This is a genomic window from Streptomyces sp. NPDC002888, from assembly GCF_042888465.1.
Lineage (GTDB): Bacteria > Actinomycetota > Actinomycetes > Streptomycetales > Streptomycetaceae > Streptomyces.
The window spans coordinates 108682-122379 of the sequence record NZ_JBIAPU010000014.1 but is presented as its reverse complement, the minus strand read 5'-3'; the positions used below and the strand labels follow the sequence as shown (position 1 = coordinate 122379).

The 13698-nt window shown below is 72.4% G+C and carries 14 protein-coding genes and 1 pseudogene; 9 read left to right on the top strand and 6 right to left on the bottom strand.

Annotated elements, in window-relative coordinates; all coding sequences use genetic code 11:
- The first annotated feature begins 63 nt into the window (after window positions 1-63).
- Genes ACFYWX_RS23300 through ACFYWX_RS23290 form a run of 3 tightly spaced genes read left to right on the top strand, consistent with a single transcriptional unit; the run spans window position 64 to window position 3745 of the window.
- Entirely contained in the window at window positions 64-624 is a 561-nt protein-coding gene (locus ACFYWX_RS23300; RefSeq protein ID WP_389425988.1) for a 2Fe-2S iron-sulfur cluster-binding protein, read from the top strand.
- Complete coding sequence (locus tag ACFYWX_RS23295; protein ID WP_389425987.1) at window positions 621-1613, top strand: FAD binding domain-containing protein; 993 nt, start codon at window positions 621-623, stop codon at window positions 1611-1613. The genes ACFYWX_RS23300 and ACFYWX_RS23295 overlap by 4 nt, the downstream gene beginning before the upstream one ends.
- 23 nt (window positions 1614-1636) lie before the next feature.
- Window positions 1637-3745 (top strand): xanthine dehydrogenase family protein molybdopterin-binding subunit, encoded by a 2109-nt coding sequence (locus tag ACFYWX_RS23290; RefSeq protein WP_389425986.1) that lies wholly within the window; start codon window positions 1637-1639, stop codon window positions 3743-3745.
- Between the two features lie 123 nt (window positions 3746-3868).
- On the opposite strand, the gene ACFYWX_RS23285 is transcribed toward ACFYWX_RS23290, so the two are convergent.
- Window positions 3869-4459, bottom strand: coding sequence for a hypothetical protein (locus ACFYWX_RS23285; protein WP_389425985.1), 591 nt, complete (start codon window positions 4457-4459; stop codon window positions 3869-3871).
- A 245-nt stretch (window positions 4460-4704) separates the two neighbouring features.
- On the opposite strand from ACFYWX_RS23285, the gene ACFYWX_RS23280 reads away from it, so the two are divergent.
- The 3 genes from ACFYWX_RS23280 to tgmB all read left to right on the top strand — a co-directional run bounded on the left by ACFYWX_RS23280 (window position 4705) and on the right by tgmB (window position 6412).
- On the top strand, window positions 4705-5013 hold the full coding sequence (locus tag ACFYWX_RS23280) for a DUF1232 domain-containing protein (RefSeq protein ID WP_389425984.1): 309 nt from the start codon (window positions 4705-4707) through the stop codon (window positions 5011-5013).
- A 204-nt stretch (window positions 5014-5217) separates the two neighbouring features.
- Window positions 5218-5409 (top strand): putative ATP-grasp-modified RiPP, encoded by a 192-nt coding sequence (gene tgmA / locus ACFYWX_RS23275; protein ID WP_133925965.1) that lies wholly within the window; start codon window positions 5218-5220, stop codon window positions 5407-5409.
- A 16-nt stretch (window positions 5410-5425) separates the two neighbouring features.
- Window positions 5426-6412: an ATP-grasp ribosomal peptide maturase gene (tgmB, locus tag ACFYWX_RS23270; protein ID WP_389425983.1), complete on the top strand. Its 987-nt coding sequence runs from the start codon at window positions 5426-5428 to the stop codon at window positions 6410-6412.
- A gap of 136 nt (window positions 6413-6548) precedes the next feature.
- Here the strand turns inward: tgmB and ACFYWX_RS23265 are convergent, their stop codons facing one another.
- Window positions 6549-7094 carry a hypothetical protein gene (locus ACFYWX_RS23265; protein WP_389426099.1) on the bottom strand — a complete coding sequence of 182 codons (546 nt, stop codon included), beginning with the start codon at window positions 7092-7094 and terminating at the stop codon, window positions 6549-6551.
- 66 nt (window positions 7095-7160) lie between these two features.
- A pseudogene (locus ACFYWX_RS23260) lies at window positions 7161-7685 on the bottom strand (ATP-binding protein); the annotation flags it as partial.
- A gap of 206 nt (window positions 7686-7891) precedes the next feature.
- Between ACFYWX_RS23260 and ACFYWX_RS23255 the strand changes: the two are divergent.
- Both ACFYWX_RS23255 and ACFYWX_RS23250 read left to right on the top strand, forming a co-directional pair.
- Window positions 7892-8134 carry a DUF397 domain-containing protein gene (locus ACFYWX_RS23255; protein ID WP_389425982.1) on the top strand — a complete coding sequence of 81 codons (243 nt, stop codon included), beginning with the start codon at window positions 7892-7894 and terminating at the stop codon, window positions 8132-8134.
- Between the two features lie 120 nt (window positions 8135-8254).
- A complete protein-coding gene (locus tag ACFYWX_RS23250) occupies window positions 8255-9175 on the top strand; it encodes a helix-turn-helix domain-containing protein (protein WP_389425981.1) in 921 nt (306 codons plus the stop codon).
- Window positions 9176-9233: 58 nt separating this feature from the next.
- Here the strand turns inward: ACFYWX_RS23250 and ACFYWX_RS23245 are convergent, their stop codons facing one another.
- A complete protein-coding gene (locus tag ACFYWX_RS23245) occupies window positions 9234-10052 on the bottom strand; it encodes an SAM-dependent methyltransferase (RefSeq protein ID WP_389426098.1) in 819 nt (272 codons plus the stop codon).
- Window positions 10053-10173: 121 nt separating this feature from the next.
- Window positions 10174-11031, bottom strand: coding sequence for an aldo/keto reductase (locus ACFYWX_RS23240; protein WP_389425980.1), 858 nt, complete (start codon window positions 11029-11031; stop codon window positions 10174-10176).
- Between the two features lie 257 nt (window positions 11032-11288).
- Between ACFYWX_RS23240 and ACFYWX_RS23235 the strand changes: the two genes are divergently transcribed.
- Window positions 11289-12176, top strand: coding sequence for a Gfo/Idh/MocA family protein (locus tag ACFYWX_RS23235; protein WP_389425979.1), 888 nt, complete (start codon window positions 11289-11291; stop codon window positions 12174-12176).
- A gap of 17 nt (window positions 12177-12193) precedes the next feature.
- Here the strand turns inward: ACFYWX_RS23235 and ACFYWX_RS23230 are convergent, their stop codons facing one another.
- Window positions 12194-13549, bottom strand: coding sequence for a S28 family serine protease (locus ACFYWX_RS23230; RefSeq protein WP_389425978.1), 1356 nt, complete (start codon window positions 13547-13549; stop codon window positions 12194-12196).
- Window positions 13550-13698 lie beyond the last annotated feature (149 nt).

The window sequence follows — 13698 nt, the reverse complement described above, 5'->3', positions numbered from 1 at the left end:
TGGCGCAGCGTGGATACGCGGTTCCCACGGCACCGTTCCGCCCGTCCCGGAGGGTCGTCCAGCATGGGAAGCCAGAGCCACGACGAGGACACCGTCGCCTCGCGCCCCCACCAGTCCGACGTCATGCTGCGGGTCAACGGCAAACCGCACACGCTGACCGTCGACCACCGGCGCGTCCTGCTGGACCTGCTGCGTGAGGACCTCGACCTGCCGGGCGCCAAGAAGGGCTGCGACCACGGTCAGTGCGGCGCCTGTACGGTCCTGGTGGACGGGCGGCGCGTCAACAGCTGTCTGCTCCTCGCCGTCTCCCTGGACGGCTGCGACGTCACGACCGTGGAGGGGCTCGCCGGTGACGGCGAGGAGCCGCATCCGCTCCAGCGGGCGTTCCTCGAACGGGACGGCTTCCAGTGCGGGTACTGCACCCCGGGCCAGATCTGCTCCGCGCTCGGCGCGGTCGCCGAGGCCGAGGCGGGCCACCCGTCACACGTCACCGACCCGGCGACACCGTCCGGGCGGCCCGTACCACTGGACCGGGACGAGATCCGTGAGCGGCTCAGCGGGAACCTGTGCCGCTGTGGCGCCTATCCGCGCATCGTCGACGCGGTGGAGGACGTGATCCGGTGAAACCCTTCGCGTACGTACGGGCCGACAGCGTCGAGGAGGCCGCCGACGCCTATGCCTCCCGCCCCGGCGCCCGCTATCTCGGCGGTGGCACCAACCTCGTCGACCTGATGAAGCTCGGCGTGGAGCGGCCCGCCGCCCTCATCGACGTCGGCCGCCTGCCGCTGGGCACGGTGGAGGAGCTGCCCGACGGGGCGCTGCGCGTCGGGGCGACCGTCCGCAACAGCGACCTCGCGGCGCATCCCCTCGTCCGCGACCGCTACCCGGCGCTGTCCCAGGCGTTGCTCGCGGGCGCCTCCGGCCAGCTGCGCAACGCGGCCACCACGGGCGGCAACCTGCTGCAACGCACCCGCTGTCCGTACTTCCAGGACCTGTCCAAACCGTGCAACAAACGCGTGCCGCGCAGCGGTTGCGGCGCTCTGGAGGGCGTCCACCGGGACCACGCCGTGCTCGGGCACTCGGAGCACTGCATCGCCACGAACCCCTCCGACATGGCCGTCGCGCTGGCCGCCCTCGACGCGCGGGTGGAGCTGTACGGCCCCGAGGGCACCCGGAGCGTCCCGGCGGCCGAGTTCCACCGGCTGCCCGGGGACCGTCCGGAGCAGGACACCGAGATCCGGCCCGGTGAGCTGATCACCGGTGTGGTGTTGCCGGGCCGCCCGGCCGGGCTGCCGTCCGCCTACCGCAAGGCCCGCGACCGGGCCTCGTACGCCTTCGCCCTCGCCTCCGTCGCGGCCGTGGTGGAGGTGGCGGACGGAACGGTCTCGTACGTCGGGCTCGCCTTCGGCGCGCTGGCGCACCGGCCCTGGCGGGCGCGGCGGGCCGAGGAGGCACTGCTGGGCGCCGCGCCCACCGCCGCGGCGTTCGAGCACGCCGTCGATCTGGAACTGGCCGCCGCGCGGCCCCTGCGGGACAACGCCTACAAGGTGCCCCTCGCCCGCGGTCTCGCCCTCGACGTCCTGGCCCGCCTCACGGCGCCCGCCAGGACCTGAACCGGCATCCCGAGGAGGACTCCATGGCCGAGCCCGCCACCGTGCCGGGCGCTCCCGCCGAGCGCCGGGAAGGGCGTCTGAAGGTCACCGGCACCGCCCGCTACGCCGCCGAACACCCCTCCCCCGGGCGCCTCCAGGCCCGGCCCGTCCCGGCGGTCGTGGCGCGGGGCCGGGTGACGCGGATCGACACCGCGGCCGCCCTGGAGGTGCCCGGGGTCGTGTCCGTGCTGACGCCCGAGGACGCCCCGCGGCTCGCCGAGTCCGACGACGCCACGCTGGCCGTCCTGCAGGACTCCCGGGTGCCGCACCGGGGTTGGTTCGTCGCGCTGGTCGTGGCGGAGACCCTGGAGGCGGCCCGCGCCGGTGTGGCGGCCGTGAACGTCGTGTACGCGACGGAGGAGCACGATGTCGCCCTCACCGACACGCACCCGGCCGGGTACGTCCCCGAGCAGGCCAACGGCGGGTATCCGGCGGTACGCGAACAGGGCGACCCCGAGGGCGCGTTCGGGTCGTCCGAGGTCCGCGTCGATGTCCGCTACCGCGTGCCCCCGCTGCACAACCACCCCATGGAGCCGCACGCCACCACCGCCCACTGGGAGGGAGACCGGCTGACGGTCCGCACCTCCAGCCAGGGCTCCGGCGTCGTACGCGCCGTGCTCGCCCAGTTGTTCGAGATGCCCGCGGAGCGGATCGCGGTCCACGCCGAACACGTGGGCGGCGGCTTCGGCTCGAAGGGCACGCCCCGCCCGGACGTCGTGCTCGCGGTGATGGCGGCGAAGCGGACCGGACGGCCCGTCACCGTGGCCCTCCCCCGCCGCTACCTCCCGGCCGTCGTCGGACACCGCGCCCCCACCCTGCACCGGCTGCGCCTCGGCGCCGGCCGGGACGGACGCCTCACGTCGCTCCGCCACGAGGTCACCACCCACACCTCGCACGTCAAGGAGTTCGTGGAGCAGGCGGCGACACCGGCCCGCGTCATGTACGCCACACCGAACAGCCGCACGGCCCATCGTGTGGTGCCGCTCGACGTACCGACGCCGTCCTGGATGCGCGCCCCGGGCGAGGCGCCCGGCATGTACGCGCTGGAGTCCGCGATGGACGAGCTCGCCACCGAGCTCGGCATGGACCCGATCGAGCTGCGGATCGCCAACGAGCCGGACACGGAGCCCGACAGCGGCAAGCCGTTCAGCAGCAGGCATCTCGTCGAGTGCCTGCGCGAGGGCGCCCGCCGCTTCGACTGGGACCGCCGCGACCCGCGCCCGCGCGCCCGTGCGGAGGGGCCCCTGCTGATCGGCTCGGGCGTGGCGGCGGCCACCTATCCCGTCCTGGTGTGGCCCTCGAAGGCCTCGGCCCGGGCGCTGCCCGACGGGAACTTCCTGGTGCGGATCAACGCGGCGGACATCGGCACGGGCTCCCGTACGGTGCTCGGGCAGATCGCCGCGGACGTCCTGGAGGTACCGCTGGAGCGGGTACGGGTGGAGGTGGGCAGCACCGATCTGCCCCAGGCCTCCCTGGCGGGCGGCTCGTCCGGCACCGCGTCCTGGGGCTGGCCGGTCCATGAGGCGTGCACCCGCCTGGCGGCACTCCTGGGCGACCGCACGGGCCCGCTGCCGGCACAGGGGCTGGCCGTCGAGGCCGACACGGCGGGCCGGGCCGACGCCGACAGCCCCTACGCGCGGCACGCGTTCGGGGCGCACTTCGCCGAGGTCGCCGTCGACACGGTCACCGGTGAGACCCGGGTACGGCGCCTGCTGGGCGTGTACGCCGCGGGCCGTATCCTCAACGCCCGCACCGCACGCTCCCAGTTCGTCGGCGGCATGGTCATGGGCCTGGGCATGGCGCTCACCGAGGGCAGCACGATGGACGCCGCGTTCGGCGACTTCACGGAGTCCGACCTGGCGTCGTACCACGTCCCCGCCCACGCCGACGTCCCCGACATCGAGGCCCACTGGGTCGACGAGGACGACCCCCACCTCAACCCCATGGGCAGCAAGGGCATCGGCGAGATCGGCGTCGTCGGCACCGCCGCCGCGATCGCCAACGCCACCCACCACGCCACCGGCATCCGCTTCCGCGAACTCCCCCTGACCCCGGACCGCGTACTGCCGGGCCTGACCGCCCACAGGACTTGAGACCCACCATCGCGAGCCGGCCGCGGTGCGGGCGGCTCGGGGAGGGGCACGGGTCACGGGTCACGGGTCACGGGTCACGGGTCACGGGTCACGGGTCACGGGTCACGGGTCACGGGTCACGGGTCACGGCCGACGGTTGATCAGCGGTCGGAGTGATGGTGTCGGCCTTCTCCCCGCCGGTTGCGCCGCGAGCAGGGCGAAGAGGGCGGTCAGAGTGGCGAGGACGGCGGTGAGGGTGGCGAGCCATGGGGGTGCGAGGGCGAGGCCCAGGGCCCGGGAGAGGCCTGCCGAGTGCCACTGGTCCTGGAACAGCTCCGCCGCGACCAGGGCTGCCGGGGCCACGACCGCTCCGGCGAGGAGCAGGGTCGCGGACCGGAACGTCAGCAGCAGGGCCAGCAGCACGCACAGTACGGACGCGCCGAAGGCGAAGCCGTAGATCTGCAGGGACGCGCCGTCCCGGTCCGTCGGGAAGTGGGCCGCGCCGCAGATCGCGAGTGCCGCGACGGTGAGCCAGGTCGGCCAGGAGGGCACCCTCGCGGATTCCAGCGGGGACGGCCCCGCCTCGCTCTGCACGGCCTGTGCGGCCTGTGCGGGCTCCGCAGCGCCCAGAGCCTGCGTGCCTTCCGGTCCGGGTGGCTCGACGGACGAGGCGGGGGCCTCCGTCGGGAATACGGCGGGTGTGTTCGGACGGGATTCGGGAGAGCGGGTGGTCATGCTCAGCTCCATGGACAGGGTGCGGCCGCTCCTGGCCCCCGACATGCGACACGCGACTTTGTGTTGATCATTAGTACGACCCTCTGGGACGTCACGCCACACGAGTGGGCCACGAGGATGAGAACAAGCCATCGGCGGCGTGGGCGACGCACACGCGGGTACCCCGGAGGCAATACGGGCGCCGTAACCGGGAATCCGACGGGAAGGGGCCCGCACCCGGCGGCGCACCGGACCGAGGAGAGCCCGTGGACACGACCACTGCAGTGATCGCCGTCGTCGTGGCCCTCGCGGCGGTGGCCCTCGTCGTGGCCGTCACACTGCTCGTCCGGCTGGTGAACGCCCGACGCTCGCTGCGGCGGGCCGGGTTGCCGACCGGGCCCCGCTGGGTCTTCTGGGGCGCCGTCCTCTATCTCGTGCTGCCGACGGACGTGCTGCCCGACCCGGTGTACCTGGACGACATCGGCGTCCTCCTGCTCGCGCTGCGCACCCTGCGCCGCCCGGTCGCCGACGCACAGCGGCCCTCGCCCCTGGGCAGGCCGAGCGACACCGTCTGATCTCCGCTCAACCTCTCTGCGCCTCCGACCGTCTCAGGTCCGGGGTGCCGAACTCGCCAATGACTACGGAGCGTAAGGAAACCAACCACCCGTTCGATTCGTATAAGTCAATGGAAGCCCAGGTGATCCACCGGGCGAAGCGACGACGCAGCACGACGCGCCATGGCGACGGCTTGGTCGGCGCAGCACGAAGAGGGAGAGACGATGCAACCGTTTGCGCTCAACTATGCACGCCCGGCGGCGGATTTGGACGTTTCCATTCCGTATGCCTACGACTCAGGACTGCAGTTGAACGTACTTCTCGACGGCCGGATCGCCGCCTCGGACCTCGCGCTGCTGAGGGAACTGGGGACCACCACGTCAACCGCCGGTTCGAAGACCCACTTCGACGACTGAACGCGGACCGACGACGATGACCGTGTTGATCCTGACCTGTGAACAGGACGTGACGGCGGACATGGTGGTCGTGCACCTCAACGCGGCCGGGGTCCCGGTGGTCCGGCTGGACCCCGCCGACCTGACGGGCGGGGTCGCCCTCTCGGGCGAGTACGTGCACGGCGCCTTCCGCGGCCACCTCTGGTCCGCGGGTCGCCTGGTGAGCATCGACGGCCTGCGGTCCATCTGGGTGCGCAGGCCGGGCACCCCGGCCACCCGGGTGCCCGAGCCGTCCGACTGGCTCACCGAGGAGTCCTCACAGGCGTTGTACGGCATGCTGCGCGGATCCGGCGCAAGGTGGATGAACCATCCGGACGCCGCCCGCCGGGCCCGCCACAAACCCTGGCAGCTCCGCCTCGCCCAGCGCAGCGGACTGCCCGTGCCGGCCACCCTGATCACGACGTTTCCGCAGGCCGCCCGCGCGTTCGCGGAACGTTTCCCGGACCTCGTGGTCAAGCCGGTCTCCGGCGCACACCCGCAGGATCCGCCCCGCGCGGTGCCGACGAGCCGGGTGGCACCGGACGCGGACTTCGCCGCCGTAGCGTTCGGCCCGACGCTGCTGCAACGCAGGGTCGCCAAGCGGGCCGACATCCGCCTGACCGTCGTCGGGGACCGGATGCTGGCCGCCCGCAAGGAGACGGACCCCGACGCACCCCTGGACGACGTCGATGTCCGCTTCGCCTCCGCCGGTCTGCCGTGGCGTCCCGTCGAGGTACCGACCTGCGCCGTCGACGGTGTCCGCAAGTACCTGCGGGAGGCCCAACTGGCCTACGGCGCCTTCGACTTCGCCGAGGACGCCGACGGCACCTGGTGGTTCCTCGAGTGCAACCAGTCCGGCCAGTTCGGCTTCGTGGAGGTGGAAACCGGCCAACCCATCGCCCGCACCATCGCGGAGTGGCTGGCGGAACCGGGCCCTGGGGAGGGGGCGTGCTGCGGGGGAAGGAGTGGGACGACGGTGTCCTGAGCGGGCGGGGCGGCGCGTGCCGCCCCCGACTCGGGCCATCCGGCTGCCGTGCGGGGCCGTGTACACCCCGGCCCGGTGCGGCAGTTGCCCGTCCGTGCCGATCAGTGCCGGCAGGGCCCCCTCTTCCGGGGTGGCCTCACTCCCCCAGTGTGCGGGCCAGCTCCGTGGTCGCCCGGGCGACCTCCACGTCGTCCTCGGCGAGCAGCCGCGGCAGCACGGCACGGCGGTCGCGGACGGCCCGTCGGGCCGCGCGTTCCCACACGACGTGGTTCTCGCGGCGGTTGAGCAGCTTCGGGTAGACGGCGGCCGTGCTCTCCCACTGCCGGGCGTCGGCGATGCTCCTGAGCAGCTGGATGATCTGCGGCCGACAGGTCACGTGGGGCAGCTGCGCGAGCTCCCACAGGAAGGGCACGGTCGCGGCGGTGGCCTGCTCGACGACGAAGCCGTACTGACAGACGCGACTGCGCAGTTCGGCGAGCGCGGTCCGGGCGGTCTCCTCGTCCCCCCAGGCCACGCTGTTGAGGAGGAGGGGGATGGCGGCCGCGGAGCCGGTGGAGTCCTTGATCTCGCTCCAGGGCACCTGCCCGAGCGTCATGAGGGGCGTGGTCCGTGCCGGCCCGCCTGCGGGCGCGTCGCGGTCCGTGCGCTGGGTGCTCGGCTTTCCGGTCGGAGCGGGGCGCATGTCGGGGGACCCTTCCACGGTGGTGTCGGGCGAGGGACGGATCGACAGCATGGCCCATACGGTCTTGCCCGCAGGGCGTCTGGGCGTCCAGCCCCACCCGACGGACAGGGCCTCGACGATGGCCAGGCCCCTTCCGCGCTCGTCCAGTTCGCAGGCCTCGGCGGAGGCCGCGGGCACGGGTGGGCTGTCGATGTCGTCGGAGACGGTGATCAGCAGATGGCCGGGGGTGAGCGCGAGGCCGAGCCGGACGGTCGGCATGCCACCGGGGATCCGCGGCGCCGCGTGCTCGGCCGCGTTGGCGGCCAGTTCACCCACCACCAGCAGCGTGTCGTCCTCGCGGTGTTCGAGCGACCACTGGCGCAGGATGCCGCGCGTGAAGGCGCGACCGAGGGCGAAACCCTGTCGGCCGCAGCTGATGCGCAGGTCGGCGGAGACGACGGAGGGCGGTGGCGCCTCGCCGTCCGGGCAGGGCTCCTCCTCCGCGTCGGCCGTCAGGACCGCGCGCAGCGGGGCGCGGTCCTCGCCGATCCCACCCGCCCTCGGCGCACCTTCACTCGGCGAACGGGACGCGTGGTACGCAAGCGACGACACGACATCTCCCTGATGCGACGTCAGGATGGGGCGGCAACGCCGGGGTTGACGCCGCAGCTATTATCCACGCCGACGGCGCTCCCGTGCAATTGCACGGGAAATTGCGCGAGATTCAGCCGGGACGGTCGAGGCCCATGGGATGCAGCCCTCTTCCGTCCCGGAGGACCGGGCGCGCGGCACGGAATACGAACGGCAAGGAGACTGCGGTGCCACCAGTGCGGAACGGAGTGCGGGCGAGCTCGTTGGACGCCTGCTGGATCAAGACTCGGCACAGCAACGCCGAGGGGAACTGCGTCGAGGTCGCCGCCCTGACCGACGGGGACATAGCGATGCGCAACTCCCGCGATCCCGACGGACCCGCGCTCGTCTACACGCCGGCCGAGGTCGCGGCCTTCCTGGCCGGTGTCAAGGACGGCGAGTTCGACCACCTGGTGCGGGGCAACGGGTGAGCCGCGCGGCGACGGGACGGTCACCAGGGTCAACTCCGGTGTCATCACGGAGGGATACGGTGAAGGTTCGCCGAGTGAGATAGAGTTTTCCTCACGTCTGCCTGTCTACGGGGAGCCATGATGTCCGCCGCGTCGCCTCGCATCTCGCGCCTCGAGTCGTACCTCGACCGGCCCGAGCCCGCGCCGACCCTGCTGAAGATGCTGGTCGGCGTACAGCTGGCGGGGTTCCGCGAGGACGCGGGCCTCTCCCAGGACCAGGCGGCACGCGCGCTCGGCTTCAGCGGGGCGAAGCTCTCCCGCATCGAGTCCGGCAAGGGCCGTCGCCCACCGACGGAGCGGGACGTCCGGGCCCTGCTGGAGCTGTACGGCACCGATGCCTACGAGGCCTCGGTGCTGATCAAGCTGCTGCAGCGGGCCGGTGAGCCGGGGTGGTGGCAGCGCTACGACAAGCGTCTGATGCCCGAGTGGTTCGACCGCCTCGTGGGGCTCCAGGAGGCGGCGGCCACCATCCGCACCTTCGAGATCCAGTACGTTCCCGGCCTGCTGCAGACCGCCGCCTACACGCGGGCGGTGGTGGAGCGGGGCCTGCCGAACGCGCCTGCCGGTGAGGTGCAGCGCCGGATCGAACTGCGCACGCGCCGGGCCGAGCTGGTGATCCGGGCGGACGCGCCGCAGCTGTGGGCGATCGTCGACGAGTCGGTCCTGCTGCGCGTGCTCGGCGGCAAGGACGTCATGCGCGAGCAGCTCGGGCATCTGATCGAGATGGCCCGCCGTCCCAACGTGACGGTGCAGGTGGTTCCCCTGGACGTGACGAACGCCTCGGCGCCCGCCATACCGGTCACCTATCTCCGCTTCGGCGGCCTCGATCTTCCCGACGTCGTCTACCTCGAGCACATCAGGAGTGCCAACTTCCTCGAGGACCGTGACGAGACGGAGGAGTACCGGCTCGCCCTGGACAGGCTGGCCGACGAGGCGCTCAACCCGCGCGAGTCCCTGGCTCTGCTGCGCGAGACGATGAAGTCGCGTTATCCCGCGCCGTGATCGCGGCGCGTCCTGAGCGGCGACTGCGGAGTGCCGCCGCCCGGGACGTCGACCGCGTCTACGGAAGGCGGGCGACGCCGCCAAACTCGATCCACTCCTGGGTGAGCTGACGGGGCGCCACCTCGCTGTCCGGGCGCCAGGTGGACACTTCCACGAGTCCGGGTTCGAGGATGTCCAGACCGTCGAACAGCGCCTCGACGTCCTTCTCCTGACGCACGCGCCCCCAGTGGCCCTGCGTCGCCTGGTCCATGAAGTTCGTGACGAAGTCACGCACCTTGGCGTCCTCACTGACCAGCTGACACATCAACAGGTAGCTGCCGGGCGCGAGCCGTTCGGTCACCCGCTGGACCACGGCCGACGGTCCGTCGGTGTCGCTGTCCGGGATGCAGTGGAAGACGGAGTTGAACAGCACGGCGACGGGCTGGGTGAAGTCGATCAGCCGCTGGGTGTCGGGGTGGGAGAAGATGGCGTCCGTCTCCCGCATGTCGGCGTGGATGACGGTGGTGCGCTCGTCCTGCTCCAGCAGGGCCCGGCCGTGCACCAGCACCATCGGGTCGTTGTCGACGTAGACGACGTGGGCTGTGGGGTCGATGCTCTGGGCGACCTGGTGCACGTTGTCCTGGGTGGGCAGGCCTGAGCCGTGGTCGAGGAACTGCCGGATGCCGTACTCCTGCGTCAGGGTCCTGACGACCCGCTGCAGGAAGCGCCGGTTGTTCACGGCCAGACGACGCGTACTGGGGACGACCTTGTCGAGCTCCGCGCACGCCGCCCGGTCGGCCGCGTAGTTGTCCTTGCCGCCGAGGTAGTGGTCGTACATGCGCGCTGCTGTCGGCACGTTGGCGTCGATCTTCGTGGACAGCTGCTTCTCCGAGTGCATCCGCTCCCCCAGCTCCGTGCCGCGCCAACTGGACTGGCATGACAGACAGTACATCCTAGGAACTCGATGTTCGTCCGCTCCAGCCCGTCAGCACACCAACGCGCGGATTTTTTGGGAAAGTTCAAGCAACGTCTAGTGTCGCGAGCTCCTCGGCGGTGAGAACGAGGTCCGGTGCGGCGGCGGAGTCGCGGATCGTCTCGGGGCGGCTGGCGCCCGGAATCGGCACCACCACCGGGGACTTGGCGAGCATCCAGGCCAGGCACACGCGCTGCGGGCTCACCCCGTGAGCGTCGGCGATCCGGGCGAACGGAGCGTGGGCGGAGCCGAGTTCACCCGCGCGGGAGATACCGCCGAGGGGGCTCCAGGGGAGGAAGGCGATGCCGAGCTCGTCGCACAGCCGCAGCTCCGGCTCGCTGGAGCGGAAGGCCGGGGAGAACTGGTTCTGCACGGAGACCAGCCTGCCGCCGAGGATCTCGTTGGCCTGCCTGATCCGGTCCGGGTTCGCGTTCGAGATTCCCGCCCTGCGGATCTTGCCCTCGTCCAGCAGCTCGCGCACCGCGCCGACGGACTCCTCGTAGGGCACCCGGGGGTCGGGGCGGTGGAACTGGTAGAGGTCGATCGCCTCGACGCCGAGCCGGCGCAGCGAGGCCTCGCAGGCCTCCTTGAGGTGCCGCGGGCTGCCGTCCAGGGTCCAGCTGCCGTCGCCGGGGCGCAGGTGACCGCCCTTGGTGGCGACCAGGACGTCCCGGCCCCGGTCGTGGGAGGCGAGGGCCTTGGCGACGAGGGTCTCGTTGTGGCCGACCTCGTCGGCGTGCAGGTGGTAGGCGTCGGCGGTGTCGATCAGTGTGACGCCGGCGTCGAGGGCGGCGTGGATCGTGGCGAGGGAGCGTGCCTCGTCCGGTCGCCCTTCGATCGACATGGGCATGGCGCCGAGGCCGATCGCGCTGACCTCGACGTCTCCGATGCGGCGGGTGTGCATGCTGCGACCTCTTTCGGATCCGGTGGTGCGCGTGGTGGCGCGTAAACGCACTCCAGCCTGTCCCCGACCGCGGCCGGAGGTCCAATAGAGGAAAGAGAACGCATTCAGCACTGCGACCACTGAATCGCCGCGGTCCGCCGTGGTCCGGGTGTGGTCGGGTGCGAGGGGTTGCGTGGCCACCCCGTCGGTGTGCGACCCTCGCCACGGCCGATGGCACACCGCACCGGCCGACAAGGGAACTGCGGAGAGGCGGCGGCATGCGCATCGGACTGCTCGGCACCGGGCCCTGGGCCCACATGGCCCACGCACCCGCCCTGAGCGGGCATGACGGGCTGGACTTCGTCGGGGTGTGGGGCCGTCGCCCGGACGCCGCCAAGGAGCTGGCCGCCGCGCACGGTGTACGTGCCTACGACGACGTCGACGCCCTCCTCGCGGACGTGGACGCCGTGGCCGTGGCCCTGCCGCCGGACATCCAGGCCGAGCTCGCGGTGCGCGCCGCGCGGGCGGGCCGCCATCTGCTGCTGGACAAGCCCCTCGCACCGACGGTCGAGGAGGGGCAGGCGGTGGTCGAGGCGGCGCGGGAGGCCGGGGTCGCCTCGGTGGTGTTCTTCACGACCCGCTTCCTGCGCGAGACGGAGGAGTGGATCACCGAACAGGCGGGGGTCGCCGGCTGGTTCACGGCTCGGGCGCAGTGGCTGGGCTCGGTGTTCACCGGCGACAGCCCGTTCGCGGCCTCGACGTGGCGGCGGGAGAAGGGTGCGCTGTGGGACGTGGGCCCGCACGCCCTGTCCGTGCTGCTGCCGGTCCTCGGCGACGCCCGGCGGGTGGCGGCCGCCGCGCACGGCCCCGGGGACACCGTCCACCTGGTCGTCGAGCACTCCGGCGGTGCCACGAGCACCCTCACGCTGAGCCTCACCGCCCCGCCCGGCGCGGCGGGCGCCGCCGTGGAGTTGCGGGGCGAGGCCGGGGTGACGCTCCTGCCGGAGAGCTCGGAGGGCGTCGTCCCCGCCCTGACCCGCGCCGCGGACGCCCTGCTCACCTCCGCCGACACCGGCCGCGCCCACCCCGTCGACGCCGCGTTCGGCCTGCGGGTCACCGAAATCCTCGCCGAGGCCGAGATGCTGCTGGCCTCGGACGTGGGCTGAGGGTTCCGACCAGTGGTCTATTCGGCGCGGGGCCGTGGGTTGCCGGCCCAGCGCTGCAGCGTGGCGACCGCGTAGGCTCGGTCCGCTGCGGACAGATCGTCGAAGGAGACGTGGTGGTTGGCGTCCGGGGCCCACAGGGTGCGGGAGTCGCGGCCGCCGGGGTGGAAGGGTTCGGCGACGGCGGGGTCCTGGGCGCCGTTGAGGAAGAGGAGACGCTCGCCGTGCCGGCGGACCCAGCGATCGATGTCGGGCATGACGGTGGCGTCGAAGCGCAGCGGGATGTCACGCGGGACAAAACTGCGCGGCTGTATGGCGTCGGGGTACCGCAGGAGGTCGGCCAGGTGGTGGGTGGGGGCGTCCAAGTAACCCATTTCAGTGCCGAGTTGGTAGAAGTACGGGATGAAGTCCCGGGCGACGGAGTCGGCGTAGACGGGCAGCAGGGCGGTGTCCTCCAGCCATGCGTACAGCGCGTCCGTGGAGGCGTCGGGGGTGGGGATGGCGGCCGCGTCCCCGGTGCCGTTCTGCCAGAACATGAACGAGGCCCGCAGGACGGCGATTTCGAGGGCCTTGTCGGCGCTGCCGACGATGCGGAAGGTGTCGCCGGTGGAGGCCGCCCACGCCTCGTAGCGGGCGACCATGTCCGCGCGGCGCAGCAGGGCCTCGCGCTGGGCCCGCTCCAGCGCGGCGCGGGTCTCGGCGGTGCCGACGCGGGCGAGGAAGCGCAGGTAGGCGGAGTCCTCGCGGTCGTCGACGTTGTTGGGGGCGGAGTAGGCCACCGTGCCGTCCACGTCGTGCGGGTGGAAGCGGCGGTGGTAGACGCTCGCCATGCCGCCCTTGCTGCCGCCGGTGGAGATCCACGCGCCCGGGTACAGCGTGCGGAAGAGGCGGACCACGCGGTGGTGGTCGTCGGCGGCCTGCCGGACGGTGAGGTGGGTGTAGTCGGCCGTCGGTGGGCGTGAGTCGCCGAAGTAGCGGTGCTCGACCTGGAGTTGGTTGCCGCCGAGGAGGATGGCGGCTTCGGTGCGCCGGGGCGTGAGGACCGCGTCGTATCCCGTGGTGAACAGGACGGTCGGGCGGTCGGTGCCGGTGTGGAGCAGGGTGAGGCGCTGCTCGAAGGTCCCGGCCGTGCGGTCGGTGTGGTCGACCGGCTGACGCAGGCCGAGGACGAAGAAGCGGTATCCGGGCTCCGCGCCGGTCCGTTCCTCGATCACCCGCAGCCCGGGCAGCGCCCGCAGGGCGTCCAGGATGCCGTCGTCCCCGCTGTCGTCCCCGAGGCGGTCCCGGCCCGCGGCGCGCGCCGGCGCCGTGACGGCCAGGCCGGCCGCCCCCGTGGCCGTCGACAGGAGCAGACGTCGTCTCGTCCAGGTACGCATGATGGGTCAACCTCCCGCACGGTGGCCGGTCTCCTCGGTGTGCCGCCGGCCGCACGTCCAGTACAGCCGCCGGACACGCACGGAAGATCCCGCGCGCGGGGGGAGTCTCTCCCCCTTGCGGGGGAGAGACCCCGGACGAGGAGGCGGTG

Bases quoted from the DNA above. Each gene is read 5' to 3' on its own strand.
- ACFYWX_RS23265 (WP_389426099.1), bottom strand. From the start codon at position 7,094: ATGCGCCCCGCTCCGACCGGAAAGCCGAGCACCCAGCGCACGGACCGC.
- ACFYWX_RS23250 (WP_389425981.1), top strand. From the start codon at position 8,255: ATGTCCGCCGCGTCGCCTCGCATCTCGCGCCTCGAGTCGTACCTCGAC.
- ACFYWX_RS23230 (WP_389425978.1), bottom strand. From the start codon at position 13,549: ATGCGTACCTGGACGAGACGACGTCTGCTCCTGTCGACGGCCACGGGG.
- ACFYWX_RS23290 (WP_389425986.1), top strand. From the start codon at position 1,637: ATGGCCGAGCCCGCCACCGTGCCGGGCGCTCCCGCCGAGCGCCGGGAA.
- ACFYWX_RS23245 (WP_389426098.1), bottom strand. From the start codon at position 10,052: ATGCACTCGGAGAAGCAGCTGTCCACGAAGATCGACGCCAACGTGCCG.
- ACFYWX_RS23240 (WP_389425980.1), bottom strand. From the start codon at position 11,031: ATGCACACCCGCCGCATCGGAGACGTCGAGGTCAGCGCGATCGGCCTC.
- tgmA (WP_133925965.1), top strand. From the start codon at position 5,218: ATGCAACCGTTTGCGCTCAACTATGCACGCCCGGCGGCGGATTTGGAC.
- ACFYWX_RS23300 (WP_389425988.1), top strand. From the start codon at position 64: ATGGGAAGCCAGAGCCACGACGAGGACACCGTCGCCTCGCGCCCCCAC.
- tgmB (WP_389425983.1), top strand. From the start codon at position 5,426: ATGACCGTGTTGATCCTGACCTGTGAACAGGACGTGACGGCGGACATG.
- ACFYWX_RS23235 (WP_389425979.1), top strand. From the start codon at position 11,289: ATGCGCATCGGACTGCTCGGCACCGGGCCCTGGGCCCACATGGCCCAC.
- ACFYWX_RS23285 (WP_389425985.1), bottom strand. From the start codon at position 4,459: ATGACCACCCGCTCTCCCGAATCCCGTCCGAACACACCCGCCGTATTC.